The sequence below is a fragment of the Streptomyces sp. NBC_00876 genome, from assembly GCF_045207435.1.
Classification (GTDB): Bacteria; Actinomycetota; Actinomycetes; order Streptomycetales; family Streptomycetaceae; genus Streptomyces.
Genome location: NZ_CP108800.1, coordinates 1,525,855 through 1,552,024, shown reverse-complemented (window position 1 = coordinate 1,552,024; position 26,170 = coordinate 1,525,855). Strand labels below are relative to the sequence as shown.

Annotated in this window: 24 protein-coding genes and 1 pseudogene; 13 read left to right on the top strand and 12 right to left on the bottom strand. The window is 71.7% G+C overall.

Annotation, left to right across the window (positions count from 1 at the left end; genetic code table 11):
* The first annotated feature begins 16 nt into the window (after positions 1 to 16).
* Positions 17 to 661, top strand: a complete 645-nt coding sequence (locus tag OG782_RS06780) for a TetR/AcrR family transcriptional regulator (protein WP_406448486.1) — start codon at positions 17 to 19, stop codon at positions 659 to 661.
* A 457-nt stretch (positions 662 to 1,118) separates the two neighbouring features.
* Here the strand turns inward: OG782_RS06780 and OG782_RS06775 are convergent, their stop codons facing one another.
* The 5 genes from OG782_RS06775 to OG782_RS06755 all read right to left on the bottom strand — a co-directional run bounded on the left by OG782_RS06775 (position 1,119) and on the right by OG782_RS06755 (position 6,651).
* Entirely contained in the window at positions 1,119 to 1,568 is a 450-nt protein-coding gene (locus OG782_RS06775) for an SPW repeat protein (protein WP_406448485.1), read from the bottom strand.
* 97 nt (positions 1,569 to 1,665) lie between these two features.
* The gene (locus OG782_RS06770) at positions 1,666 to 2,655 is read right to left on the bottom strand and encodes an ADP-ribosylglycohydrolase family protein (protein ID WP_406448484.1); all 990 of its coding nucleotides are present in this window, start codon (positions 2,653 to 2,655) and stop codon (positions 1,666 to 1,668) included.
* Between the two features lie 4 nt (positions 2,656 to 2,659).
* A complete protein-coding gene (locus OG782_RS06765; RefSeq protein ID WP_406448483.1) occupies positions 2,660 to 4,198 on the bottom strand; it encodes an amino acid permease in 1,539 nt (512 codons plus the stop codon).
* A gap of 155 nt (positions 4,199 to 4,353) precedes the next feature.
* Positions 4,354 to 5,004: a fasciclin domain-containing protein gene (locus tag OG782_RS06760; protein WP_406448482.1), complete on the bottom strand. Its 651-nt coding sequence runs from the start codon at positions 5,002 to 5,004 to the stop codon at positions 4,354 to 4,356.
* 108 nt (positions 5,005 to 5,112) lie between these two features.
* Positions 5,113 to 6,651, bottom strand: coding sequence for a molybdopterin-dependent oxidoreductase (locus tag OG782_RS06755; protein WP_406458885.1), 1,539 nt, complete (start codon positions 6,649 to 6,651; stop codon positions 5,113 to 5,115).
* Positions 6,652 to 6,912: 261 nt separating this feature from the next.
* On the opposite strand from OG782_RS06755, the gene OG782_RS06750 reads away from it, so the two are divergent.
* From OG782_RS06750 to OG782_RS06730, 5 genes are read left to right on the top strand one after another with little or no spacing between them, the layout of a single operon-like run.
* On the top strand, positions 6,913 to 8,187 hold the full coding sequence (locus OG782_RS06750; RefSeq protein WP_406448481.1) for an NAD(P)/FAD-dependent oxidoreductase: 1,275 nt from the start codon (positions 6,913 to 6,915) through the stop codon (positions 8,185 to 8,187).
* Entirely contained in the window at positions 8,181 to 8,906 is a 726-nt protein-coding gene (locus tag OG782_RS06745) for a DUF1365 domain-containing protein (protein WP_406458883.1), read from the top strand. Before OG782_RS06750 ends, OG782_RS06745 begins: the two co-directional genes overlap by 7 nt.
* The gene (locus tag OG782_RS06740; RefSeq protein ID WP_406448480.1) at positions 8,903 to 10,192 is read left to right on the top strand and encodes a class I SAM-dependent methyltransferase; all 1,290 of its coding nucleotides are present in this window, start codon (positions 8,903 to 8,905) and stop codon (positions 10,190 to 10,192) included. Before OG782_RS06745 ends, OG782_RS06740 begins: the two co-directional genes overlap by 4 nt.
* Positions 10,189 to 11,613 carry a class I SAM-dependent methyltransferase gene (locus tag OG782_RS06735; RefSeq protein ID WP_406448479.1) on the top strand — a complete coding sequence of 475 codons (1,425 nt, stop codon included), beginning with the start codon at positions 10,189 to 10,191 and terminating at the stop codon, positions 11,611 to 11,613. The genes OG782_RS06740 and OG782_RS06735 overlap by 4 nt, the downstream gene beginning before the upstream one ends.
* On the top strand, positions 11,610 to 12,413 hold the full coding sequence (locus tag OG782_RS06730) for a DUF1295 domain-containing protein (protein ID WP_406448478.1): 804 nt from the start codon (positions 11,610 to 11,612) through the stop codon (positions 12,411 to 12,413). The genes OG782_RS06735 and OG782_RS06730 overlap by 4 nt, the downstream gene beginning before the upstream one ends.
* A 312-nt stretch (positions 12,414 to 12,725) precedes the next feature.
* Here OG782_RS06730 and OG782_RS06725 read toward each other — a convergent pair whose 3' ends face one another.
* On the bottom strand, positions 12,726 to 13,499 hold the full coding sequence (locus OG782_RS06725; protein WP_406448477.1) for an anti-sigma factor domain-containing protein: 774 nt from the start codon (positions 13,497 to 13,499) through the stop codon (positions 12,726 to 12,728).
* Entirely contained in the window at positions 13,496 to 14,080 is a 585-nt protein-coding gene (locus tag OG782_RS06720; RefSeq protein WP_406448476.1) for a sigma-70 family RNA polymerase sigma factor, read from the bottom strand. Before OG782_RS06720 ends, OG782_RS06725 begins: the two co-directional genes overlap by 4 nt.
* Positions 14,081 to 14,278: 198 nt before the next feature.
* Here OG782_RS06720 and OG782_RS06715 point away from each other — a divergent pair, with 198 nt between their 5' ends.
* From OG782_RS06715 to OG782_RS06705, 3 genes are all read left to right on the top strand, one after another.
* Complete coding sequence (locus OG782_RS06715) at positions 14,279 to 14,941, top strand: PadR family transcriptional regulator (RefSeq protein ID WP_406448475.1); 663 nt, start codon at positions 14,279 to 14,281, stop codon at positions 14,939 to 14,941.
* A gap of 267 nt (positions 14,942 to 15,208) precedes the next feature.
* On the top strand, positions 15,209 to 16,222 hold the full coding sequence (locus tag OG782_RS06710) for an ABC transporter ATP-binding protein (protein ID WP_406448474.1): 1,014 nt from the start codon (positions 15,209 to 15,211) through the stop codon (positions 16,220 to 16,222).
* Complete coding sequence (locus OG782_RS06705; protein WP_406448473.1) at positions 16,219 to 16,998, top strand: ABC transporter permease; 780 nt, start codon at positions 16,219 to 16,221, stop codon at positions 16,996 to 16,998. The genes OG782_RS06710 and OG782_RS06705 overlap by 4 nt, the downstream gene beginning before the upstream one ends.
* A gap of 35 nt (positions 16,999 to 17,033) precedes the next feature.
* On the opposite strand, the gene OG782_RS06700 is transcribed toward OG782_RS06705, so the two are convergent.
* Together OG782_RS06700 and OG782_RS06695 are read right to left on the bottom strand one after the other, a co-directional pair.
* A complete protein-coding gene (locus tag OG782_RS06700; RefSeq protein WP_406448472.1) occupies positions 17,034 to 17,510 on the bottom strand; it encodes an ABA4-like family protein in 477 nt (158 codons plus the stop codon).
* A pseudogene (locus OG782_RS06695) lies at positions 17,507 to 17,968 on the bottom strand (hypothetical protein); the annotation flags it as partial. The pseudogene OG782_RS06695 and the gene OG782_RS06700, both read right to left, overlap by 4 nt.
* Here OG782_RS06695 and OG782_RS06690 point away from each other — a divergent pair.
* On the top strand, positions 17,931 to 18,338 hold the full coding sequence (locus tag OG782_RS06690; protein WP_406448471.1) for a hypothetical protein: 408 nt from the start codon (positions 17,931 to 17,933) through the stop codon (positions 18,336 to 18,338). The pseudogene OG782_RS06695 and the gene OG782_RS06690 sit on opposite strands and share 38 nt — an antisense overlap.
* Before the next feature lie 51 nt (positions 18,339 to 18,389).
* Here OG782_RS06690 and OG782_RS06685 read toward each other — a convergent pair whose 3' ends face one another.
* A complete protein-coding gene (locus tag OG782_RS06685; protein ID WP_406448470.1) occupies positions 18,390 to 19,232 on the bottom strand; it encodes a siderophore-interacting protein in 843 nt (280 codons plus the stop codon).
* A gap of 62 nt (positions 19,233 to 19,294) precedes the next feature.
* Positions 19,295 to 20,203, bottom strand: coding sequence for a 5'-3' exonuclease H3TH domain-containing protein (locus OG782_RS06680; protein WP_406458881.1), 909 nt, complete (start codon positions 20,201 to 20,203; stop codon positions 19,295 to 19,297).
* 320 nt (positions 20,204 to 20,523) lie between these two features.
* Between OG782_RS06680 and OG782_RS06675 the strand changes: the two genes are divergently transcribed.
* From OG782_RS06675 to OG782_RS06665, 3 genes are all read left to right on the top strand, one after another.
* On the top strand, positions 20,524 to 21,588 hold the full coding sequence (locus OG782_RS06675; protein ID WP_406448469.1) for a glycine betaine/L-proline ABC transporter ATP-binding protein: 1,065 nt from the start codon (positions 20,524 to 20,526) through the stop codon (positions 21,586 to 21,588).
* Positions 21,581 to 24,217 carry an ABC transporter permease/substrate binding protein gene (locus OG782_RS06670; RefSeq protein ID WP_406448468.1) on the top strand — a complete coding sequence of 879 codons (2,637 nt, stop codon included), beginning with the start codon at positions 21,581 to 21,583 and terminating at the stop codon, positions 24,215 to 24,217. Before OG782_RS06675 ends, OG782_RS06670 begins: the two co-directional genes overlap by 8 nt.
* A 171-nt stretch (positions 24,218 to 24,388) precedes the next feature.
* Positions 24,389 to 24,934: a helix-turn-helix domain-containing protein gene (locus OG782_RS06665; RefSeq protein ID WP_406448467.1), complete on the top strand. Its 546-nt coding sequence runs from the start codon at positions 24,389 to 24,391 to the stop codon at positions 24,932 to 24,934.
* 20 nt (positions 24,935 to 24,954) lie between these two features.
* On the opposite strand, the gene OG782_RS06660 is transcribed toward OG782_RS06665, so the two are convergent.
* Complete coding sequence (locus OG782_RS06660; protein WP_406448466.1) at positions 24,955 to 26,103, bottom strand: TDT family transporter; 1,149 nt, start codon at positions 26,101 to 26,103, stop codon at positions 24,955 to 24,957.
* Positions 26,104 to 26,170 lie beyond the last annotated feature (67 nt).

Below are 26,170 nucleotides of genomic sequence, written 5' to 3'. Positions count from 1 at the left end.
GTGCGACGATCGGCCCATGCCCAGCACCCCAGGAACCGGCGGCGGACGAAGGGTCGGCCGGCCGCGCGCCACCCAGCGGCCCGACACCGGACTGTCCGCGCGTGACGAACTGCTGGCCGCAGCAGCTGAGTTGTTCACCACCCGCGGATACGCGGCCACCACCACCCGGGCCGTCGCCGAACGCGCGGGCATGCGCCAGGCGACGATGTACCACTACGTGGCGGGCAAGGAGGATCTCCTCGCGGCTCTCCTGGAATCGACCGTCACCCCGTCGCTCGCACTGGCCGGGGAGCTCCTCGCGGACGGCGGGCGGCCCGCCGAGGACCGGCTGCGGGAGCTGTGCCGTGCTGACGTGGCGCTCCTGTGCGGCGGCCCGTACAACCTGGGCGCGCTCTACGTACTGCCGGAGGTGCGGGCCGAGCGCTTCGCGGACTTCCACCGTGTGCGGGCCGAACTGCGTTCTGCGTACGGGCAGTTGCTGGTCGCCACCGATGCGGGTGCGGCACTCGCGAAGGATGAGGCGGAGCTCCGTGCCGACCTGGTCTTCGGGCTCATCGAGGGCGTGATCCTGGTGCACCTCGCCGGCGGGGAACGCGCCGTGGGCGCCTTCGCACAGGCCACGGCGGACGCGGCTCTGCGGATCGTGGGCGTCACGGTCTGAGAGCGGGCGGTCCTGGGCCCCGGCGGGCGGGCGGCGCCGGGGTTGCCCCGGGCCTCGGCCGGTTGGGGCTGGTCCGGCTGTGGTCGGCCCGGGGTGACGCGTGCGGCTGTGGTCGGCGCGGGGCGACGCGTGCGGCTGTGGTCGGCGCGGGGCGACGCGTGCGGCTCTCGTCGGCCCCGGGGTGACGAGTCCGGCCGTCAGTGGGTGGTCGTCGCTCCGACCGCCGCGCCGAAGCGGGCCCTTTCTGCCGGGTGCGACGCCAGTGGCCATGGCGGCAGGTGCCACGACGGCGCCCGTCACCAGCGCTGTCGCCGGAGCCGCACAAGCAGCCATCGTGCGCCGTGTCATCTGCCCACTCCCCGTTTCGCGTCTCCCGAGTGCGGCGGTCGGCTGCGCAGGGGGTTGCCGGCCGCTGCCGGCAACCCACAAGGCCCGTGAAGGGAATGGATAGTTGTAGTCACTTCTGGGAACGGCCTCCGATGCTTCTCATCGACGCGCCTGTGCAGACCAGCCCCAGCACGACGGCCAGACCGCCGATGATGACGTTGTTGAGCACGACGCCCATGTCCGGGCTGCTCCCCACCACCCAGGGCGAGATGATCATCCAGGCGCCCATGGCGCAGATGGCCCAGCTCAGGCCGTACATACGTTGCGGCATCGCGGTGAATCCGAGGCCCAGTACGGCAATCGCGATTCCCATGATCAGGTTGTGCGTCACCAGGGCGGACTGGGTGGTGGTGAAATGCAGCACCCAGGGCGAGACGGCGCAGTACAGACCGACCAGGAAAACCGGCCCGTCCACCAGCGCCACATCGCGGCCACCCAGCATCCGGGCGTAACGGTCGCGCATTTCGGAGACATCGGGGTGTGCGGCCATGTCGTGGCCGGCATGCGAGACGTTTGACATGAGGTCGCCTCCTTCGATCCTGCAGACCTGACCGACGCTTCGTGCGACAAGCGGCCCGCACTGCCATTCTGCTCTTATTTGTCGCTTATGTGTAGGTTCAAGGCAGCTGAACATCGGCAGGAATCGCATCGGTCCGCAAGCCGTCCAGCCGCCCGGCCAGAGCCACCAGATCCGGTGTGCGCAGCACCCGGTCGCCGTACCCCGGCAGCGGGACGTGCAGAGGCCCGGTCCACCGCGACGGGATCGCGCCGAACCCGTACGCCGCACCCGCCAGTGCCCCGGTCACCGCCGCCACGGTGTCGGTGTCCCCGCCCACATCGATCGCCGATGCCAGGGCGTTCTCGTACGAGGATGTGGTGCGCAGCGCCCACAGTGCGGTGCCCAGGCAGGGCCACACCGCACCGTTGAACTCCGTCGCCGCGTCCGGGTGCCAGCCGGGCGCGAGGACGGTGGCCCAGCGTGCGCGGTGATCCCCGTGCACGCCGGCCAGGGCGCCGGGGACGGCGGCGAGCGGGTCGGCGCCGTCCAGGGCCACCCGGATCAGTTCGTGCAGCACGGCGGTGCCCTCCCAGGCCGCCCGGTCCCCGTGGGTCAGGGCGGCGATCCGGCGGGCCGCGCCCATGGTCGCCGCCCGCGCCTCGTCCGCCGGCCGGCCGGGCCGGGCGAAGTACACGGCGGATGTGGCGGCGCGCATCAGTGAACCGTTGCCCGCCGCCCGGCCGTTGACCCGGAAATGCAGTGCCGCCGCGGTGTCCCACGGGTCACCGCTCGTCAGTACGTCCTCCGTCTGCAGGCCGATGTCCTTCGGCCCGCCCGCCGCCCACCGGCGGAACCGGCCGAACAGGTCGGGCAGGTCGAGGCCGCCGCGTTCCAGCAGTGACTCCCCGACCAGCACGGCCATCTGCGTGTCGTCCGTCGCCTCGCCGGGATCCCAGCCACCGCCGCCGCACATCGTTCCGGCACCGTCCGGGAAGCGGGTGGTGTAGACGCCCGCCGGACCGAACTCGAAGGGTGCGCCCAGCGCGTCACCGACCGCCGACCCGGCCACCGCACCGGCCACCCGGTCCTGCCTGCTCAGGGAGCCCATCCGGTCAGCGTACGGAGGCCCGGCGTTCGGCGTACGCGCGACAGGCGGCGCCGAGCAGCACCGTGGCGGCCAGGAACAGCACCGTGAACCACTGGAAGTACCAGTGCCCGCCCGCCGGGTCGTACACCGCCGCCCGGGGCCAGGCCAGATTGACGGTCATCGCCGTGCCGTACACAAAGGCCAGCGCGTTCACCGGCAGGCCCCAACGGCCCAGCGAGAAAAGGGGATGGCCGCTCTCGTCGCGCAGCGGACCGGTGGCGGGGGAGAGCGGGAGGCCGCGGAGCCTGCGCAGCAGCATCGGGCCCGTGACCATCGCGTACGCCAGGTAGAGCATCGCGATGCAGGTGGTGCCGATCGCCAGGAACGCCTCCGGGGAGGCCAGGTTGAGCAGGCCGAGCGCGGCGGCCGCCGCGCCGACCAGCAGGGCGGGGGCGGCGGGCATCCCGGTGCGCGGGGACACCTCGGCGAGCCGCGGGGAGAAGGGCAGCACCCCGTCGCGCGCCATCGAGAAGAGCATCCGGGAACCGGCCGTCTGGATGGCGAGCGTGGCCACCGCGACGGCGACCGCCACATCGGCGAGCAGAGCCCGGCCGACGCCGTCCCCGAGGCTGCTGGTCAGCACGTACGAGAGGCCTTCCGTGGCCAGCCGTCCGTCGGTCAGGTCGGGCGCCGCCAGGACGCCGGCAAGTACCAGCAGCCCGCCGAGCACTCCGGCCGAGGCCAGCGCGAGCAGGATCGTGCGGGGTGCGGTGCGGCGCGGGGAGCGGGTCTCCTCGCTCATCTCGCCCGCGCTGTCGAAACCGATCAGGACGTAGGCCGCCGTGAACGAACCGACCAGCAGCGCCCCGAGGGCGCCGCCCTGGCCGCCGGTGTGCAGCGTGACGCCGGCGCCGCGTTCGGTGTGGGTGAACAGGAGCACCAGGATGAGGACGGCGCCGATGATCTCGGCGCTCACCCCGATCCGGTTGACCGCCGACATGACCTTGTTGTCGAGCAGGTTCACCGTCGTCGTGAGGGCGAGGAGGGCGACGGCCAGGATCGCGGCGTTCGCCGCGCCCGTCGCCGCGGTGGGCGCAGGGTCCCCGCCCACCAGCTGGAACCCGGACCAGATCGCCGGCAGCACCACCTGGAGCGCGAGCGCCGCGGCGGCGACCACGACGATCTGCCCGATCACCATGATCCATCCGGCGAACCAGCCGAAGGCGGGTGTGCTCAGCCGGGTCGCCCACTGGTAGACGGCCCCGGACAGCGGGTAGCGGGCGGCGAGTTCGGCGAAGCACGCGGCGACCAGCAGCTGGCCCACGAGTACGGCGGGCCAGGTCCAGAAGAAGGCGGCCCCGCCGAAGGAGAAGCCGAACGCGAAGAACTGGAAGACGGTCGTGAGGACGGAGATGAAGGAGAATCCGGCGGCGAACGAGGCGTAGCGCCCCATGGACCGGTGCAGTTCCTGCCGGTAGCCGAAACCGGCCAGGGAGGCGTGGTCGTCGCCCTGGCCGGTTCCGGCTGGATCCGGTCGTACGTCTGTTGGTGCGGTGGCGGTCATGTCAGCCCCTGTCGCCGATTTCCTGTCGGGCGACAGAAATTAGGGACGAGCTGTTTCGTGGGCGTGACGCGACCGTGTCCGCGCGGGGCCGAAGTGCTCACGCCCTTGGGCGGGTTGCCGGGGGTGTGACGGTGAGGCCCCGCGCGGGAGAGCCGCTACTTGGCGGGCATCAGGACCGTGTCGACGATGTAGACCGTCGCGTTGGCGGTCTGGACGTTGCCGCAGACGACCTTCGACGAGTCGTTCACGGTGTACGCCGTGCCCGAACCGGATGTCGTCAGTTCGCTCTTCTCCAGGGTGTCGAAGGAGCCCTTCTCCAGCTGCTTCGGCGTCAGCTTCTGGCCCACCACGTGGTAGGTGAGGACCTTGGTGAGCGCGGCCTTGTCGGCGAGCAGCTTGTCCAGGTCGGCCTTCGGGACCTTGGCGAAGGCGTCGTTGGTCGGGGCGAACACCGTGATGTTCTGCGCGTTGTTCAGGGTGTCGACCAGGCCTGCCTTCTCGACCGCGGTGACGAGGGTGGAGAGCGCCGGGTTGTGCGACGCGGCCGTGGCGACCGGGTCCTTCGCCATGCCGTCGAAGGAGCCCGCGCCGTTCTTCGGCACCGACGAACAGGCCGGGCCGAAGGGCTGGTCCATGGGCGTGGTGTCGCCGGCGGACGCCGAGGCCGCGTCCGACGGCTTCGCCGGACTCGCGGTGGAGCCGGACGCGCTGTCCTTGGAGTCGCTGGAACAGGCCGTCAGGGCCAGTGGCAGGACGAACGCCGCGGAGAGGGCGACGGCGGCGCGACGGGCGTGGATGACCTTCATGATGGTTCTCCGGGTTCGGTTGAGTGACTGATTTGTTGCGCTGTGTAATGGATGAAGGGTGTGATGCAGGGGGCGCTCGCGGGACACGTGAGCAGGCTGGCCGTCCGCTCAGGACACGTCGACCACCACCGAGTGCCAGCCGGTCGCACCGTTGGGCACGGTGCCGACGCGCCGGCCGGTCTGGGTGGCGCCGGTGCCGTCCGTGGCACGGACCTCGAGCGTGTGGTTTCCGGAGGTGGCCGGCCATGGCCACACCCACTGGCGCCAGGTGTCCCGGCTGTCCTCGGCCGCCAGCCGCGCGGTGTTCCACGGTCCGCCGTCCACCCGGACCTCGACCCGCGAGATGCCGCGGTGCTGGGCCCAGGCGACCCCGGCGACCGGGATCGTGCCGGCCTTCGGGGAGGCGAAGGGGCGGGGGGTGTCGATACGCGACTCGGTCTTGATGGGCGCCTGCTGGGACCAGGACCGCTTGACCCAGTACGCGTCGTAGTCGTCGAACGTGGTGAGCTCGATGTCCTTGATCCACTTGCAGGCCGACACGTATCCGTACAGGCCGGGCACGACCATCCGGACCGGGAAGCCGTGATCGAAGGGCAGCGGTTCACCGTTCATGCCCAGGGCGAGCAGGGCGTCGCGTCCGTCCATGACCGTCTCGACCGGGGTGCCGATCGTCATGCCGTCCACCGAACGCGCCACGATCTGATCGGCGGGGCCGCCCCGGGACGGGGGTTTCACCCCGGCCTCGCGCAGCAGATCCGCCAGCCGCACCCCGATCCACCGGGCATTTCCGACGTACGGTCCGCCCACCTCGTTGGAGACGCAGGCCAGGGTGATGTCGCGTTCGATGATCTCCCGGCGCAGCAGGTCCTGGAAGCTCAGCGTCAGGGGTCTGTTCACGCCCTTGCCGTGGATCTTCAGCCGCCATTCGCCGGCATCGAGGCGCGGCACGACCAGGGCCGTGTCCACCCGGTAGAAGCTCTTGTTCGGGGTGATGAACGAGCTCAGACCCCGGATCCGCAGATCCGCGCCCGCCGGTACGGCCGGCGCCGCCGAGTCGGGCACGGGCAGCACCAGGTCGTGCCGTGAGGCGTCGGCCCCGGCCTGCACGTCGGACGTGAGCCGCCGGCCCAGCAGTCCGGCGCCGGCCGAGGCCGCCGCCGCGACGCTCGCCGCGATGACGAAGCCCCGCCGGTCGAAGGTGCCGAGGGCCCGCTCCCCGTCCCCACCGCCGGCCGCGGGGGAGAGGCCGGGAGCCGGTGTCAGCCGTCCGGCCAGGAGATACAGCACTCCAGCGGCGATCACGGCGCCCACCACCGAGGGCAGGGCATCGGACAGGCGGCCCTCCGGCCGCCCCACCGCCGCGACCGCCCCGACCACCCCGAAGACCAGTACGGCCGCCGAGCCGGTCAGCCGGTGCCGCAGCGCCAGCACCCCGATCGCCATGGCGAAGACCGCCAGCAGGACCAGGATGCCGAGCTCCAGCACCAGCTTGTCGTTCGTGCCGAAGTTCCGTACGGCGAAGTCCTTCAGCGCCGGGGGAGTGCGGTCGATCACCGCACCGCCCACCGCCGTGACCGGACCCGCCTCGGGACGCACGACGGCCGCCACGAGCTCGGCGACGGCCAGGGCGCAGAACCCGGCGATCAAACCGCTGAGCGCGGCGAAGGCGGCGCGTGCCCAGCGGGACCGCCGGGACCCGTGGGCCCCGCTCTGCGCTTCGTTCTGATCTTCACTCACAACCGGGATTCGTCACCGGACGCCCGGCGGATTGGTCTGTCACCCGAATGGATGAGAGTCGATCCCGGCCAATCCGCGACGCGACCGGTAACGAACCACAGCCGAGAGGCACCGGCCGCTCCCGCGCACCGGAATCAGGAGCGACCGGCGCCGGCACTCGGAGGGAGCGGCATGACAGGCAGGCGGCAACGCACAGCGGTGGTGGGGAGCGGGGTGGCGGGACTGACCGCCGCCCACATCCTGCGCACGGCCCACGACGTGACGCTGTTCGAGGCGGACGACCGGGTGGGCGGCCATGCGCACACCCATGACCTTCCCGCGTCGGACGGCCGCGTCCACCGCGTGGACTCCGGCTTCATCGTGCACAACCGGCGCACCTATCCGCATCTGCTGCGGCTCTTCGCGGAACTCGCCGTCCCGACGCAGGAGTCGGAGATGAGCATGTCCGTACGGTGCGAGGGATGCGGCCTGGAGTACGCGGGTGCCCGCGGCCCGGCAGGTCTCCTCGCCCGGCCGGCGGCGGTCCGCAGCCCCGCCTATCTGCGGATGCTGGCCGCCGTGCCCCGCTTCCACCGGGCCGCCCGGCGCCTGCTTGAGGACGGCGGCCCGGACGCGGACACGATGACGCTCGGCGACTTCGCCGCCCGCGGCCGCTTCTCCCCGTACTTCACCGCCCACTTCCTGACCCCCGTGGTCTCCGCGGTCTGGTCCTGCGACCCGGCGACCGCGATGCGCTACCCCGCCCGCTACCTCTTCCGCTTCCTCGACCACCACGGGATGCTCGCGGTGGGTGGCTCCCCGGTGTGGCGGACCGTCACCGGCGGATCGGGCGCCTACGTCGAACGCGTCACCGAACAGCTCGGCGCCGTCCGTACGGCGACCCCGGTCCGTGCCGTGCGCCGCCACACGGACGGTGTCGACATCGTCACCGCCGACGACGCCACGGAGCCGTTCGACTCCGTCGTCATCGCGACCCACCCCGACCAGGCGCTGCGGCTGCTCACCGACCCGACGGACGAGGAGACCCGCGCCCTGGGAGCCTTCCGCTACTCCCGCAACCCCACCCTCCTGCACACCGACACCCGGCTGCTGCCGAGGGCCCGCGGGGCCCGCGCCTCCTGGAACTACCTGATGCCCTCCTGTTCCGCCGACGCCGGGCACGTCGCCGTCAGTTACGACATGAACCGGCTCCAGCGGCTCGACGCCCCCGAGACCTTCGTCGTCACGCTGAACGGCGCCGACCGCGTCGCCCCCGGCCTCGTCCGAGCCCGCATGGTCTACGAACACCCCGTCTTCACCCCCGAGTCGGTGGCCGCGCAGGCCCGGCTGCCCGCACTGTCCGGCCCGGTCACCGCCTACGCGGGGGCGTACCACGGCTGGGGCTTCCACGAGGACGGCTGCCGCTCGGGCGCCGAGGCGGCCGCCGCGCTGGGGGTGGACTGGTGAACGCCCTCTACCCCTGCACGATCACGCACGTACGGACCGCGCCCGGCCGATACGCCTTCCGGCACCGCACCTATCTGTGGCTGATCGACCCGGACGCGCCCCCGCTGCTGCCCCGGGCCCTGCGCCCGCTGGCCGGCTTCGACCCGCGCGACCACTTCGGCGGCACGGCCCCGACCATCCGGGCCGGCCTCGCCCGCTTCCTGGCCGCCCACGGTACCGATCTCGCCGACGGGTCCGTGACGATGCTCACCCAGGCCCGGGTCCTGGGGCACGTCTTCAACCCGCTGACCGTCTACTGGTGCCGCCGGGCCGACGGCACCCCCCTCTGCACGGTCGCGGAGGTGCACAACACCTACGGCGAACGCCACTGCTACCTGCTGCACCCGGACGGCTCCGGCCGGGCCGACACCGGCAAGGAGTTCTACGTGTCGCCGTTCTTCGACACCGACGGCGACTACCGGATGCGGCTGCCCGAGCCCGGACCCCGGCTCGCCCTGACCATCCATCTCGAACGCTCCGGCACCCGGCCCTTCACCGCCACCGTCCGGGGCGTACGACGGCCGGCCACCCCCGGCGTGCTGCTCCGCCTCGCCGTCCGCCATCCCTGGTCCACGGCCGTCGTCTCGGCCGCCATCCGGCTGCACGGCATCCGCCTCCTGCTGCGCGGCCTGCCCGTACAGCCCCGTCCCCACCACCGCACCCAGGAAGGAATGCAGTGAGCGTGTCCACGTCCCACTCCCCGTCCCCCTCCTCCTCGCCTCCCGTGCACGCCACCGCGGGCATCGACCCCGGCCGCTGGCCCGACGTCGTGCGGCCGCCGCGCGGCTCCCGGCTGCGCACCGCCCTCGCCGAACGGCTCGTCCGCCGCGCGCTGGCCCGTCTGCCGCTCCGGGTCCGGCTGGCCGGACGCGAGGACCTCGGCCTCGGCGGCCCGCTGATGGACGTCCGCGACCCCGCCACGTTCTTCCGCAGAATCGGCGTCAACGGCCTGATCGGCTTCGGCGAGTCCTATATGGCGGGGGAGTGGGACGCACCCGACCCGGTGAGCGTCCTGACGGTCCTCGCCGACCACGTCGCGACCCTGATCCCGCAGCCCCTCCAGCGGCTGCGGGGACTCTGGGCCCGCCGCCGTCCCGCCGGGCAGCTCGGCACCCGCCAGGGCGCCCGCGACAACATCAGCCACCACTACGACCTGTCCAACGAACTGTTCGCACTCTTCCTCGACGAGACCCTCAGCTACTCCGCCGCAGTCTTCCGCGGCTTCCCCGCCGAGCCCGCCCTGCTGCCCGCCGCCCAGCACCGCAAGATCGACCGGCTGCTCGACCTCGCGGACGTCGGACCCGGCACCGACCTCCTCGAAATCGGCACCGGCTGGGGCGAACTGGCGATCCGCGCCGCCGCACGCGGCGCACGCGTCGTCTCCGTCACCCTGTCCCGGGAACAGCAGGAGCTGGCCCGCCGCCGGATCGGGGACGCCGGATTCGAGGACCGCGTCGACGTCCGGCTCTGCGACTACCGGGACGTCGACGGCGCGTACGACGCGATCGTCAGCGTCGAGATGATCGAGGCGGTCGGCGCGGAGTTCTGGCCCGTCTACTTCCGCACCCTGGAACAGCGGCTGACCCCCGGCGGCCGGATCGCCCTCCAGGCCATCACCATGCCCGACGACCGGATGCGCGCCGGCGGGAACACCTTCACATGGATCCAGAAGTACATCTTCCCCGGCGGACTCCTCCCCTCGGTCGAGGCCATCGAACAGGTCACGGCCGGACACACCGCCCTGCGCATCGACCGCTGCGACGACTTCGGCCCGCACTACGCGGAGACCCTGCGGCTGTGGCGGGAACGGTTCACCGAACGGGCCGCGGAGGCCGCCGCGCTCGGCTTCGACGCCACCTTCCGCCGGATGTGGACCTTCTACCTTGCCTACTCCGAGGCGGGATTCCGATCCGGCTACCTCCATGTGCAGCAACTGCTGCTGACCCGTCAGGAAACCGTGCGATGACACTCACCGGCAATCGGGCCGCCCCCGGCGCGGCGCAACGCCTCGAACCCCTCGTCGAGCAACTGCTCGGCGGCGAACTCCCGGTCAGGGTACGGATGTGGGACGGCAGCGAGACCGGCGCCGCCGACGGCCCCCTGGTCCACGTCCGCTCCCGCCGGGCGCTGCGCAGACTGCTCTGGGCCCCGGGCGAACTCGGTCTCGCCGAGGCCTACATCACCGGCGACCTCGACATCGAGGGAGACCTCGCCGCCGGGCTGCGGGCGATGCGCCACGCGGTGCGCGAGCGCGGACTGCGCCCGCCGCGCCCCGGCGTCGGCGGCCGGCTGCGGGCCGTCGGCGCCGCCCTGCGCATGGGCGCGGCCGGCCCGCGGCCACCGGTCCCCGCCGCCCGCGCCGGACTCCACGGCGTCCTGCACAGCAAGGCCCGCGACCGGGCCGCCATCAGCCACCACTACGACCTCTCCAACGCCTTCTACGCCCTGCTCCTCGACGAGACGATGGCCTACTCCTGCGGCTACTGGACCAGTGACGCCCCCGGCTACGGCCCCGCGGACGCACAGCGCGACAAGCTCGAACTCATCTGCCGCAAGCTGGGACTCCGCCCGGGCGCGCGGCTGCTGGACATCGGCTGCGGCTGGGGATCGCTGACGCTGTACGCCGCGCAGCGGCACGGCGTCCGGGTCACCGCGGTCACTCTCGCCCGGGAACAGGCGGCGTACGTCCGCCACCAGGTGGCCGAACGGAACCTGACCGACCTCGTCGAGGTCCGCTGCTGCGACTACCGGGACATCGCACGGGCCCCCGGCCACGAGGGCGGGTACGACGCCGTGTCCACCGTCGAGATGGGCGAGCACGTCGGGGACGCCCAGTACCCGGCCTTCGCCGGGACGCTGCACACCATGGTGCGGCCACGCGGCCGGGTGCTCGTCCAGCAGATGTCGCGGGGGCGCGACGCCCCGGGCGGCGGAGCGTTCATCGAGTCGTACATCGCGCCCGACATGCACATGCGCCCGCTCGGCGAGACGGTCGCACTGCTGGAGGGCGCCGGACTCGAGGTGCGCGACGTCGAGGGGCTGCGCGAACACTACGTCCGCACCGTCGACGCGTGGCGCCGCACCCTGGAGGAGCAGCACCGGGAGTTCACGGACCTCGTCGGCGAGGAGACCGTGCGGGTGTGGCGGCTCTACCTGGCCGGCGGGGCCCTCGCCTTCGAGGAACGGCGGATGGGCGTGGACCAGATCCTCGCCGTACGGCCGGAGGCGACCGGGGACGCCGGGATGCCGGCCACCCGGAGCGGCTGGTACGCGGCCGGGGTCCCGGCTGTCGGGGACGGGGCCCCGGCCGCCCGCGACGGTGTCTCAGCTGTCCGGGACGGGCTGCCGGCCGCCCGCGACGGGGCGACGGCCGGACTCACGGGATGACCGGCTTCGCCTGGGCGGCGTTCGCGCAGGGACTCGCGCCCTGCGCGGGCGCGGCCCTCTGCGTCATGCTCGCCACGTTCGCCGTCGGTCTGCACAAGGGCGTGCACCGGGTCGTGGACGTCGCCTGGGGCCCGGCGTTCGCCGCCGTCGCCCTCGTCTCCTGCGCCCTGTCGGCCGGGGACGGGGACGCCACCCGCCGCCTTCTGGTCACCGTGCTCACGGCTGTCTGGGGGCTGCGCCTGGCCTGGCACATCGCCCTGCGGGGCCGGGGTCACGGCGAGGATCCGCGCTACGGGGCGATGCTCGCCAAGGCGCCGGGCAACCCGGACCTGTACGCCCTGCGCAAGGTGTACCTCCTCCAAGGCGCCCTGGTCTGGCTGATCTCGCTGCCGGTGCAGGCGGCCGGGTATCTCACCGGGCCGGTGGGCGGCTGGACCTGGGCCGGTACGGGGGTGTGGGCGGTGGGGCTGGCCCTGGAGGCGGTGGGAGACCGTCAGCTGGCCCGGTTCCGGGCCGATCCGGCCAACCGCGGGAAGATCATGGACCGCGGACTCTGGGCCTGGACCCGGCATCCGAACTACTTCGGTGACTTCTGCGTGTGGTGGGGCCTGTTCCTGATCGTCTGCCAGGCACCCGGGGCGGCCGTCGCCACGCTGGTGGCACCCCTCCTGATGAGCTTTCTGCTCATCGGCGGCAGTGGGAAAGCGCTCCTGGAACGGCATATGGCCCAGCGCCCCGGCTTCGCCGCGTACACGGCGCGGACCAGCGGATTCTTCCCGCGCCCGCCGCGCCGCGGCTGAGCCGACGACACCTGCGCCGCGGCTGAGCCGCCCAGTCCGACGCCGGTGCTGAACCGCCCACCTGCGCCTCGGCCGGGCCGCCCACGACAGCGCGGCCGGGCCGCCGTCCCGCCGGGCCAGTGTGCCCCGTGCTCCGCCGCCTCCCAACGGCGGAAGCACGGGGTGGACACCGCGAAACGGTCACGGCCCGCCGGGACGACCCGACCCGGGGCGAGCGCCGTGACCACTGCGTCATGGGGCCGGACGAGCGGCCGTGCGGGTCACCTGCGACGGGTGCCCGTCCGGGCGGCGTTCATGCGGCCGGTCGCCCGCTCACGCCGAGGGCAGGTTCATCAGAGCCACCGGAGTCGACGTCGGCTGCTCGGATCCGCCCGCAGGCTCGACGGTGACGCCCATGCCCGTGGCGCCGTCCACCGGTCCGTCGAGAAGCGCCGCGTACGTCGTCGAGCCGTCCGCCGCCTCCATCAGGCCCGCCGAGCGCATCGCGCCGTCGTCGTCGAACCACAGCTGGTAGACCTTGCCGGGGGACGCCTCGGGGAGTCCGGACGCGAGGAACACCGCGCGATTCTGGCTCCTGGCCACCACGACCGTGCCCTGCGCGCCGTCCTCCAGGGCCCCGGACCGCGACCGCGCGTCGGGCGCCGCGAGGACCTGGGCCAGCTCTTCGCTCTCCCGCTGCGTGGCGTCGGCGTCCTGCCGGGCGTCCTGTGCCTCCTGGTTCTGCCACACCGCTATGCCGCCGAAGCCCGCCGCCGCGGCCAGGCTCGCGGCGAGTGCGAACCTCGGCCACCGGGCGGCCCGGCCCGCAGCGCCGCGGCCGGTGCCACCGGTGTGTGCGCGGCGTCCGCCGGCCGGCGGCTCCTGACGTACCGTCGCGACCTCCCGCAGCACCCGCTCGCGCAGCTCACGCGGGGGTGCGGCGGAGACCGCGAGCCCGAGCCGGGTCGCGGTCTCCGAGAACTCGCGTACCTCGACGGCACAGGCCTCGCAGTCGCCCAGGTGCCGTTCGAACTCCCGGCGTTCGGGATCCGGCAGGGCGTGCAGGGCGTAGGCCCCGGTCAGTGTGTGCAGTCCGGCGTCACTCATGCGCTCACCCCGAGGCAGTCGCGCAGCCGGATCAGTCCGTCGCGCAGTCGAGTCTTGATCGTTCCGAGTGGCACCGTGAGCAGCTCCGCCACCTCGCGATAGGTCAGTCCGCGGTAGTACGCCAGGGTGACGGACTCCCGTTGCAGCTCGGACAGGGTCCGCATGCAGCGGCGTACCTGTTCGCGCTCCAGCCGGCTCTCGACCTGTTCGGTGACGTCGTCGAAGGCGGGGGTGCGGTCGAGCAGCGCGGCCTTGTGCTCCCTGGCCGTCGCCGCCTCCACCGAACGCACCCGGTCCACGGCCCGGTGATGAGCCAGCGTCAGCACCCAGTTCATGGCGCTCCCGCGGGAGGCCTGGAAGCGCGGCGCCGTGCGCCACACCTCGACCAGCACCTCCTGGGCGACCTCCTCCGACTGGGCCGGATCGCGCAGCACGCTGCGCACGAGACCGAGCACCGGACCGCAGACCGCCTCGTACACCTGGGAGAAGGCGTCCTGATCTCCCCGGGCGACCATCCCCAGGAGTTCCTGGAGATCGGGCCCGGGAGAGGCCAGTTCGCTGATGTGCACGGCTTCTTTCACGCGGGCTTCCTCCCAGGGTGCTCATCGGTCTCCACGGGTGATTCGGAGCCGGTGGCAGCGCGGATTGGTCAGGGGACGAAATCCTTCCACGTTCACCGGAATTCGAGATACATCGTGGTTGACGTGTCGCGCGGACTCGCGATATGTTCGGCTACGAGTATTCGGTGACGAGGTGACGAAGCGAAGGGGGTCGGGGCGGTGGCCAAACGGCGCAAGCTCAGCAACCCGCTGGCGCTCACGGTGATGGTGCTCCTCGCGGAGCGGTCCATGCATCCGTACGAGATCGCCCAGACTCTCCGCCGAAGGGGCAAGCAGTACAGCGTCAAGATCAACTTCGGCTCGCTGTACACCGTGGTCCAGAACCTGGAGAAGCACGGGTACGTCGAGGTCGCGGGCGTGCAGCGCCAGGGCAACCGTCCGGAACGCACGCTGTACGGCATCACCGAGGCCGGTCGCGCCGAGATGCTGGACTGGCTGTCCGACCTGATCGCCGTGCCGGCGGACGAGTACCCCTCGTTCGACACCGCCCTGTCGCTGCTTCCGGTGCTGCCGCCGGACGAGGTGGCGGAGCTCCTGCTGGACCGGGAGCAGGCGCAGACCGTGCACGCCGCGGCGCTCCGTGGAGTGCTCACCCAGCTGGGTGGCACGCTGCCCCGGGTCTTCGTCATCGAGACCGAGTACCAGCTCCACATGGTGGAGGCGCAGCTGGAGTGGATCAGGAGTCTGCGCAAGGAGCTCACCGACTCCACCATCAGCGGCATCGAGGAATGGAAGTCGTTCCACGAGACCGGTGAGGTGCCCCAGGAATGGCAGGACCTGGACGAGCAGGACATCGTCCTCGACCCCGAACGCAAGGCGTGAGGGAAGGACGGACAAGAAGAAGAGAAGACCCCGGCAGGAGCTGTTGGAGCAGCGCCCGCCGGGGTCTCGAACCCCGGACCGGACAAGCCGTGAAGGCGCGCCAGGCGATCGAGGTGCGGCACACCCAGGATAGCCCGGCTCTTCACGCGCGGACCGGCTCGGCCCACCGGGGGCGCCTTGCCGGACAGGACCCGTTCCTGGCCGGCGGGGCACTCCCGCGGGCACTCGGGGACCCGAGTGCCCCGCCGACCACAGGAGAGCTCCCTCATGAGCACCCGTGCGCCCGCCGTCGAGGCGAGGCAGCTGATCAAGACCTATCCAGGTGATGTCACCGCGCTCAGCGGAATGAACCTCACCGTCGCACCCGGCACCGTCTTCGGGCTCCTCGGGCCCAACGGAGCCGGGAAATCCACCACCGTCAAGATCCTCACCACCCTCGCCCGCCCCGACTCGGGCACCGCCGCCGTCGCCGGGCACGACGTCCTGCGCCACCCCGACCGGGTCCGCCGGGCCATCGGCGTGGTCGCCCAGAAGTCCGGCGCGGACCCCGTCGCCACCGGCCGCGAGAACCTGCTGCTTCAGGGCCGGCTGTACGGGATGCGCGGCGCCGCCGTCCAGCACCGCGCCGATGAGCTGCTGGACCGCTTCGATCTCGCGGACGCCGGGAAACGCCAGGTCAAGGGGTACTCCGGCGGGATGCAGCGCCGTCTCGACGTGGCGCTCGGCCTGGTCCACCGTCCCGAGGTGCTGTTCCTCGACGAGCCGACGACCGGCCTCGATCCGGAGGCCCGTACGGCGATGTGGGAGGAGATCTCCCGGCTGGCCGGTGAGGAGGGCCTGACCATCGTGCTCACCACGCACTACCTGGAGGAGGCCGACCGGCTCGCCGATCGCATCGCGATCGTCGACCGCGGCCGCGTCGTCGTCGAAGGCACCCCCGACGAGCTCAAAGGTGAACTGAGGGGCGACGCCGTCCACATGGAACTGCGCGCCGACGGCGACCGCGAGGCCGTCACCGCCGCGTTCGCCCCCCTGCCCGGGGTGCACGAGGTCCTGGTGGAGGGCCGAAGGGTCAGCGTCCGCGCCGAGGACGGCGCAGCCGCCGTCCCGGTCCTGCTCGCCGCGCTGGAACGGGCCGGTGCGGCGGTGGCCGCCGCCACCGTCGCCCGCCCCTCCCTCGACGACGTCTATCTGCGCTACGCCGGCCGGCGCTTCTCCGAGGCGGAGGCCGCAGGTCCGCTCAGCGCTCCCGCACCGGCCGCCGCAGGAGGCACCCGATGAGCAGTCAGGCACTCGCCCAGACCTGGTACATGACCCAGCGCCAGCTGATGGCGATCCTCCGGCAGCCGGTCTTCCTGGTGATCTCGCTGATCCAGCCGGTGATCTGGCTGTTCCTGTTCGGCAACCTCTTCAGGAAGGTCGTCGAGCTGGGCGGCTTCGGCACCACGTCCTATCTGGACTACCTGATCCCCGGCATCGTCGTGATGAGCGCGCTGGGGTCGAGCATGTGGGCCGGGATGGGCACCCTGGAGGAGATCGAGCGCGGCACGCTCAACCGCTTCCTGACGACGCCCGTCAGCCGCAACGCGCTGATGAACGCCAACGTGGTGCAGAACGGCATCAGTACGGCCGTGCAGTCCGTGATCATCGTCCTGCTCGGCCGGGCCGCGGGCGCCACCTACCCCGGCGGGGCGGGCGGACTGCTGATCCTGGTCGTCGCTTCCATCCTGCTCGGTACGGTCTTCGGCGCGCTCTCCAACGCCCTGGGGATGCTGGTCCGCCGGCGGGAGTCGATCATCGGCATCAACACCTTCCTGCTGCTCCCGCTGACGTTCCTGTCCTCCTCCTTCATGGCCCCCAGTCAGATGCCTTCGTGGATGCGCCACACAGCCGACTTCAACCCGGTCAACTGGGCGATGGTGGCTGGGCGTTCGGCGCTGACCTCGGACCCCGACACGGGGCTCGTGCTCAGCCGCGGGGGAGCGCTGCTGGCGCTCGCCGTGGCCGCGGTCTGGCTGTCGACCCGTACCTTCCGCTCGTATCAGAAGTCCGTCTGACGGCAGGTCCGGCGGACCTGCCGCCGGCCGGTGCCTCACCGGCCGTACGCCGCTGTGTCACCGGCCCGGTCCGGGAGTCCGCTCCCGGACCGGGTTCGGCGTTCCCGGACCGCGCGCAGCGCGAGGAAGACCAGCAGCCCGAACGGCGAGAGCAGAATCGTCAGCACCAGCAGCGGGCCCATCAGATACGGCGGAAGCCGCAGCCGCCGGCCCTCCAGGAACATCCACTGCCCCAGCAGCAGATCCCAGGCGATGACCTGGGCCCACACGGCCCCCGCCCCGTTCGACAGTGCGGTCAGATCGCGGAAGGTGTCGATGTCCGGGCTGCTCACCGCGGTCCAGAGCTCGGGGAGGACCGGCAGGGCCATCGCCAGGTAGACGGCCAGGACCGGCAGGACGGTCAGGGGCGAGGCGGCGACCCGGGCGGTGACCGCCCGGCCCGGCGCGAAGATCATCAGGAGCCAGAACGGCGCCGCCAGCAGGAACGAGATCTCGAAGAGTGCGCCGGTCATGACACGAGCTCCTTCTCGGCGGCCTGCGGGGGCGGTTGCGGTGCGCCGGCCGGGCGCAGCGCCGCACGGGTGCCGGCGGCGGTGACGGCCAGGATCAGGGCGGCGGCGCCGAGCGTCGCGCCGTCCGGATGGATCAGCGGCTGACCGCGCAGCGCCTGCCAGGTGAGCAGGGCGACGACCGCGGCGTAGGCGCCCGAAGCGACCAGGACCAGCCGCAGTCGCACCCGGGGACTGCGCAGCCGGGGAACACGCGGTGCCAGCGTGACGAGGGCGAGCAGGAGGAGCGGCAGCAGCTGGAGTGCGTGCATGCCCACGAAGTGCGGGATGCGCAGATCGCCGCCGGTCGTCGACCAGCCGGTCAGCGGCATCGAGGGTCCGCCGTCCGGTACGCCGACGGAATGGGCCCCGATCACATCGGCCGTGCCGAGGTTTCCCGCCGCCCGCTGCTGGGGGGTGGGCTGTGCCCGCGAGGACGTACAGGAACTGCTGAAGCGGCGGGGCTGGGTGTCCGAGGCGCACAGTCCGGGCGGGGAGTCGCTGGCCGAGGTGCTGGTGGCGCTGCGCCGGGCGGGGCACGGCGGCTTCGTCGAACTGCTCGACGACTACGCTGACGCCGCCGAGCGGATCGCCCGGGCCGATCTCGACTACGTCGGCCGGCGGGTGGCGCGGGAGGACCTGGTGGAGAGCGTGGTCGTCGGCACGGTGCTGGGTGAGGCGATGTTCGCCGCGCTGCGGCGGCTCGCCCATGTCGACGTGTCTGCGCGGGCGTACGGCGAGGCCCCGGCGGGGGAGGGGCCCGGCGGAGCCACGGAGGAGGCGGGGGCCTGAGGGCACATGACTGTGCCCCGGTCCGCGGACCGGGGCACAGTGGACAGCCGGCTACGCGGCGGTCTCCTGCTCGCGCTCCACCTGCTCGTTCCACTCGCGCTTGACGGAGCGCCAGGCGTCGTCGTTCTGGCCGAGCCGCCAGTAGCCGGAGATCGACAGCTGGGCCGGCGGGATCGCACGGTCCAGTCGCAGGTGGCGGCGGATCTCCTTGACGAAGCCCGCCTCGCCGTGGACGAACGCCTGGACGTCGCCCGGGGGGAACTCCAGCGCCTTCACCGCCTCCGTGAGCGCGTCGCCGACGGGGCGCTCACCGCGGTGCAGCCAGGTGACCCGGACGCCGTCGGGCGTCGCGATCTTCTGCTCCTCCGAGGCGTCCGCGACCTCGATGAACGCGTGCACCACCGCATCCGCGGGCATCTGCTCCAGCGCCGCGGCGACGGCCGGCAGCGCACTCTCGTCGCCCACCAGCAGGTGCCAGCCGGCCGAGGCGTCCGGGCCGTAGCCGCCGCCCGGGCCCAGGAAGGTCACCTGGTCACCCGCCGCCGCGCGGGCCGCCCACGGACCGGCGAGGCCCTCGTCGCCGTGCACCACGAAGTCGATGGCCAGTTCCCGGGCCGCGGGGTCCCACGAACGCACCGTGTACGTACGGGTGGTGGGCCACAGCTCGCGCGGGTACTCCGCGCGGATGCGGTCCATGTCGAAGGGGTGCGCGTAGTCGGCCCCCTCGGGGGCGAAGCACAGCTTGACGTAGTGATCGGTGAAACCCGAGAGCGTGAAGCCGGCGAGACCGTCGCCGCCGAGCACCACCCGGACCATGTGCGGGGTGATCTGCTCGGTGCGCAGAACCTGCGCCCCCTGAGCCTTGGGTGCCCGCCGCGCCGGTCGTTCAGCCACGTGGTTGTCTCCCTGTTCCAGAATTTCGGAGCTTTGATCTTAGGGTTACCTAAGCTAGCACCTCAGGTGTGCAGTGTGGAGAGCAGCCGTTGCAGGGCTCCACCCAGTCCCCAGGTGTCCGCGAGCGCTTCGAGAGCCGCCGGGTCGCGCGGCTCGGCGGGCAGCGCGGGGTCGAACTCCGGCAGCGGTACGTCCCCGGCGACGCGGACCACCGTCGGTGCGACGGCCACGTAGGCGCGGGCCTCGTCGAGCCGCTTGCGCTGCGAGGGGGTCAGCCTGGCTGCCGGATCATCGACCGCGGCCATGATCCCGGCCAGATCACCGAACGCGTCCAGCAGCTTCGCCGCCGTCTTCTCGCCGATGCCGGGGACACCGGGCAGTCCGTCGCTCGGGTCGCCGCGCAGCAGCGCCAGGTCGACATAGCCGGAGCCGTCCACCCCGTACTTCTCACGCAGCCAGGCCTCGTCCGTCACCTGAAGGGTGCCGACACCCTTCAGCGGGTACAGCACCCGCACCCCGCGGGCGTCGTCCACCAGCTGGTAGAGGTCCCGGTCGCCGGTGACGATGTCGACCGGGCCGGTCGCCAGGCCGGTCAGCGTGCCGATCACGTCGTCGGCCTCGTAACCTTCGGCACCGACCCGGGCGATGCCGAGGGCATCGAGCACATCCGCGATGACCGGCACCTGCGGGGCCAGCGTGTCGGGCGTCTCCTCCTCGTCCGGCAGCCCCTCGCCGGTCTCCACCGCGACGCGGTGCGCCTTGTACGAGGGGATCAGGTCGACCCGCCACTGCGGCCGCCAGTCGTTGTCCCAGCAGGCGACCAGATCGTCGGGCCGGTGGTCCTGCACGAGCCGGCCGATGAAGTCCAGCAGCCCGCGCACGGCGTTGACCGGCGTGCCGTCCGGCGCGCGCACCGAGTCGGGGACCCCGAAGTAGGCGCGGTAGTAGAGGGAGGCGGTATCGAGGAGCATCAGGCGTCGCGTCACAACCCCGATGATGCCGCACCCCTGTGACAGGGGCCGCCGGGGACGCGGTTCCCGATCGCGGGCCGCTCTTTTGTGTCCTGAGTCACTCTCATGTTTGCCACGTGTAAGCGGGGGCAGGCGCGGCATCGGAGCGGACCACGTTGCAATTTCAACTGGTGCACGTGCCATGCGGACCGAATCCGCACCGCTCCACGGTCTGCCGGAGGGGGTGGCAGACCGTTTTCGGTTCAACGCGTGAGGTGTATGTGTCAAGGCTGCAAGCCGAGAACCTGTACAAGGTGTTCGGCAGACGACCCGATCAAGCCGTGCGGAAACTCGAGAGCGGCACCGACCGCGACGAGCTGCGCGCCGACGGAACGACCGCAGCGGTGATCGACGCATCGTTCACTGTGGAACCGGGCCAGATCTTCGTCGTGATGGGTCTGTCCGGGTCCGGCAAGTCCACGTTGCTGCGCATGCTCAACGGACTGCTGGAGCCCACCGCCGGCAAGGTGCTCTTCGACGGACAGGACCTGACCGCCCTGAGCCCCGCCGAACTCCGCCACGTCCGCTCCACCAGGATCAGCATGGTGTTCCAGCACTTCGCGCTGTTCCCCCACCGCAGCGTCCTGGAGAACGCCGGTTACGGCCTGGAGGTGCAGGGCGTGCCGCGCGCCGAGCGCAACCGCCGCGCCGCCGAGGCACTGGAGATGACCGGTCTCGCCGGCTGGGAGAAGTCCTGGCCGGACGAGCTCTCCGGCGGCATGCAGCAGCGCGTCGGCCTGGCCCGCGCGCTCGCCACCGACGCCGACCTGCTCCTGATGGACGAGTCCTTCAGCGCGCTCGACCCGCTGATCCGCCGCGACATGCAGGACCAGCTCCTGGAGCTGCAGAAGCGGCTGAAGAAGACCATCGTCTTCATCACCCACGACCTCAACGAGGCCATGCGCCTGGGCGACCGCATCGCCGTGATGCGCGACGGCGAGATAGTCCAGCTCGGCACCGCCGAGGACATCCTCGTCACCCCGGCCAACGACTACGTCGCCTCCTTCACCCAGGACGTGGACCGCTCCCGGGTGCTGACCGCGGGCGCCATCATGGCCGAACCGCACACCGTCATGGGCACCATGACCGACGACGGCAAGGAACTGCGTACCCCCGCCGACGTCCTGCGCGAGGCCCCGGCCACCGTCACCGGGTCCACCCCGATCATCGAGCTGTTCACGCCCTGCTCGCAGAGCGGGGTCGCGGTCGCCGTGACCGACGACAAGGGCAAGCTCGTCGGCGTCGTGCCGCGGGCCCGGCTGCTCGCCGTGCTCGGTGAGCCGATGACTCCCGCCGAGGCTCCCCAGGACGCCAAGGCCTCGCTGAAGAAGGTGGCCAGTGTTTAGGCTCCACCTCGGCGACTGGGTCGACTCCGCCGTCGACTGGCTCCAGACCCACCTCGCCTGGCTCTTCGACGCCATCAGCTCCGTCGTGAGCGGCATGTTCGACGGCATCGCCGCCGTGCTGTCCGCCCCCGCCCCCCTGCTCTTCGCGGGCATCGTCGCCGTCATCGCCTGGTGGCTGCGCGGACTGCTCGCCGGTGTCCTCGCGTTCGCCGGCTTCGCCCTCATCGACTCCGTCGAGCTGTGGGACGAGGCGATGGACACCCTCACCCTGGTGCTCGTCGCGACCATCGTGACGCTGGTCCTGGCCGTGCCGCTCGGTATCTGGGCGTCCCGCTCCAAGACCGTCAGCGCGGTGACCCGGCCGGTCCTGGACTTCATGCAGACCATGCCCGCCATGGTCTATCTGATCCCCGGCGTCATCTTCTTCGGCGTCGGCGTCGTCCCCGGGATCATCGCCACCATCATCTTCGCGCTGCCCCCGGGCGTCCGGATGACCGAGCTCGGCATCCGCCAGGTCGACGGCGAACTCGTCGAGGCGGCCGAGGCCTTCGGCACCACCTCGCGCAACACCCTGCTGCGGGTGCAGCTGCCGCTCGCGCTGCCCACGATCATGGCGGGAATCAACCAGGTCATCATGCTGGGCCTGTCCATGGTGGTCATCGCCGGCATGGTCGGCGGCGGCGGCCTCGGCGGTTCCGTCTACCGCGCCATCGGCAACGTCGACGTCGGGCTCGGCTTCGAGGCGGGCGTCTCCATCGTCATCCTGGCGATGTACCTGGACCGGATGACCGGCGCCCTGGGCCGCGAGGTCTCCCCGCTGGCCCGCCGCGCGCTCGCCAGGGCGCAGTCGGTGGCCGGCGGACTCAAGGTGTGGAACCACCGCCCGCAGCCCGTCGTCGCCGTGGCCGGCATCGTCGTCCTCGCCCTGGTGGCCGGCAGCATGAGCCTGTTCGGTTCCTCGGACACCGACGACACCGCGAGCTCCGACCCGAAGAACATCGGAGCCGGCAAGAAGATCAGCATGGGCTACATCCCGTGGGACGAGGGCATCGCCTCCACCTTCCTGTGGAAGGAGATGCTGGAGCGGCGCGGCTTCGAGGTCGACGTCAAGCAGTACGAGGCCGGCGCGCTCTACACCGGTATGGCGGGCGGTCAGATCGACTTCGAGACCGACTCCTGGCTGCCGGTCACCCATGCCGCGTACTGGAAGAAGTACAAGGACCGCCTCGAGGACATGGGCTCCTGGTACGGCCCCACCTCGCTGGAGCTCGCCGTCCCCTCCTACGTCAAGGGCGTCGACTCGCTCGACGACCTCAAGGGCAAGGCGTCCGACTTCAAGGGCCGCATCGTCGGCATCGAGCCGAGCGCCGGTGAGACGGGCCTGCTCAAGGACAAGATCCTGCCGGGCTACGGCCTGGACAAGGAGTACAAGGTCGTCGACGGCTCCACGCCGTCCATGCTGGCCGAGCTGAAGCGCGCGTACGCCAAGAAGGAACCGATCGTCGTTCCGCTCTGGTCGCCGCACTGGGCGTACAACCAGTACGACCTCACCAAGCTCAAGGACCCCAAGAACCTCTGGGGCAAGGGCGACGGAATCCACACCCTGACCCGCAAGGGTTTCGCGGCCGACAACCCCGAGGTCGGCAGCTGGCTCAAGAACTTCAAGATGACCGAGGACCAGCTCACCGGTCTTGAGGCGCAGATCCAGAAGAGCGGCTCCGGCAAGGAGCAGGAGGCCGTCCGCACCTGGCTGAAGGCCAACCCGGGCGTCGCCGACACGTGGACCCCGGTCAAGAAGGCCGCCGCCTCCAAGGGTGCGAACGGCAAGGACGAGCGCGACCGCGCCGTCGAGATGGCCTGGTTCCCCTGGGAGGAGGACATCGCCGCCACGTACCTGTGGAAGGCCGTCCTGGAGGACCGCGGCTACCGGATCAACCTCAAGCAGTTCGAGGTCGGCCCGATGTACGCCGCGATGTCCCGCGGCCAGATCGACGTGCAGTTCGACGGCTGGCTGCCGTACACCCAGAAGAACTACTGGGACAAGTACGGCTCCAAGCTGACCGACATCGGCTCGTGGTACGGCCCGACCTCCATCGAGATCGCGGTGCCGGACTACGTCAAGGACGTGAAGACCCTGGCCGATCTGAAGGGCAAGGGCTCGCAGTTCAAGAACCGGATCGTCGGCATCGAACCGGGCACCGCCACGATGGAGAACCTCAAGAAGAACGTGCTGCCGGGCTACGGGCTCGACAAGGAGTACAAGGTCCTCGACTCCTCGACGCCCGGAATGCTCGCCGAGCTGAAGCGCGCGTACGCCAAGAAGGAGCCCATCGCCGTACTGCTGTGGACCCCGCACTGGGCGTACAGCGAGTACGGGATGACCAAGCTCCAGGACCCGGAGAAGGCCTTCGGTGACGGCGACCGGCTGCACACCATCGCCTCCAAGGAGTTCCCGCGGAACTACCCGCAGCTGACCAAGTGGTTCAAGGACTTCAAGCTCAGCGAGGAACAGCTCGCAGGCCTGGAGAACCAGATCCAGAAGCTCGGCGCGGGGCACGAGGAGGAAGCCGTGAAGGCCTGGATGGACAAGAATCCGGGCATCGCGGACAGGATGGCGCCTCAGCAGTAACACCGGCAGCGGTCCCACCAGGGGCAGCGGCACGCAAAGGGGTGGGCACCGCCGGCGGCGGTGCCCACCCCTTTCGGGCTGTCCGGACATCTCATACCGGCCGACCTGGCGTATCGGTGTGCGTAAGGTGCTGGCAGCCGGAAGGATGGCGAGTCGGGAGGGAGCCGGACAATGGACGACAAGGAAACACTTCGGGTGGGCGCCGCGGTCCGCCGACAGCGCAGATCCCTGGGACTCACCCTGGCCGCGGTCGCCGGGCGCAGTGGTCTGTCCGTACCGTTCCTCAGCCAGATCGAGAACGAACGGGCCAGGCCCAGCGCCCGCTCCCTGGACCGGGTCGCCGAGGCGCTGGAGACCACCACCGCACGCCTGCGCGCCGCCGCGGACTCGGCACGCGCGGTCGATGTCGTGCGCGGCGGCCAGGAGGACGGCGTACGCAGGGTGGTGCGCGGCCGTCATCAGCTCAGCGCACTCGAATTCACCGGGGAACTCGATCTCGGGCGCGAGTTCCAGCACCGCAACGACGAGGTGATGTACGTCGCGGAGGGCGCCGCCGAGGTGGAGGCGGAGGGACAGGCCTACCGGCTGGAGCGCGGTGACACGCTGTTCCTGTCCGGCGGGGTGCGCCACCGCTGGCGGGCCACGGTCCCCGGCACCCGGCTGCTGTTCGTCGCGGTCGCCGAGCACATCGACGCCACCTTCGACCCGCGCCGCTGAGGTCCTCGGCGGGGCGGCGCTCAGGCGGCGGGGGCCGCCACCGGCGCCGGCTTCTGCGGCGCCGCGAGCAGCGCCCCGCTCAGCAGCCCGCGCACCGTGCGGACCCCGGTCACCGCCCAGGCCGTCACCAGCAGTACGTACAGGGCGACGGCCAGCCAGGTGAACGCCGTCAGACCGGTGTGCCGGGCCAGACCGGCGGCGCCCGTCACACACGTCCCCACGGGGAAGGTGAAGCCCCACCACGTCATGGCGAACGGCATCCCGCCCCGCAGCGCCCGCACCACCAGGGCGGCGGACAGGGCCAGCCACAGCAGCGCGAACCCCATCACCGGCACCCCGTACAGCACGGCGAAGGCACTGAAGGCGGAGGCGTACGGCGCCCCGATAGCACCCGGCGCCAAATCGGCCAGCGCGTTGACCGCGGTCGTCGACTGGCCCAGCGGGCCGAGCACCAGGAACAGGGTGGGCGTCAGCACGAGCGGCAGCGGGCCCCGGTGGACCAGCCGGGCGAAGACCAGCGGCAGCATCACCAGCGTCGCCAGCAGGCTCAGCCCGAACATCGCGTAGCAGGCGAGCAGCATCGCCTCCCGCCACTGTCCCTCAGGCAGCTCCGCCACCAGCAGCGGGCCGAGCGCCGCGGACACCATGGGCGCCACCACCGGCAGCAGCCACACCGGGGACGCGGTGCCGGGCTCCGGCCGGTGGCGCACGATCATCAGATACGGAATCGCCACGGCGGCCGCCAGTCCGGTCAGCGTGCCCGCGGTGTACAGCAGCACATCCAGCACCAGGGCCGCCTGGTGCCCGATCACATCCTTGCCGACCACCATCCCGGACCCGCCGACGGCCAGCAGCGCCATCGCCAGACAGCCGTAGAACGGGGCGACGGCCGGGTCCAGGAGATGCGCGCGGGCCTGGTCGCGGTGTGCGGCCCAGTGCCCGGCGCGGGCCGTGAGCACGGCGGCGAGCAGCACCGCGGAGAGCACCCACACCAGCGCACAGGCCGCCCGCAGCCCGGGGATGTGCACCGGCAGGGCGGCACCCGCACTCGCCACGATCGCGGTGCCCATGACGGTCGCGTACCAGTTGGGGCCGAAATGCCGCAGGGCCGGGCGCCGGACGGCGGTGGAGTACGGGAGGGCGGTGCGGGTCTGCGGAAAGATGGCCATGCCACGATTTTCGGCGCCGGGATCGTCCCCCACCAGGGAGTCCCGCCCTATGAGGTCATAAGGTGGA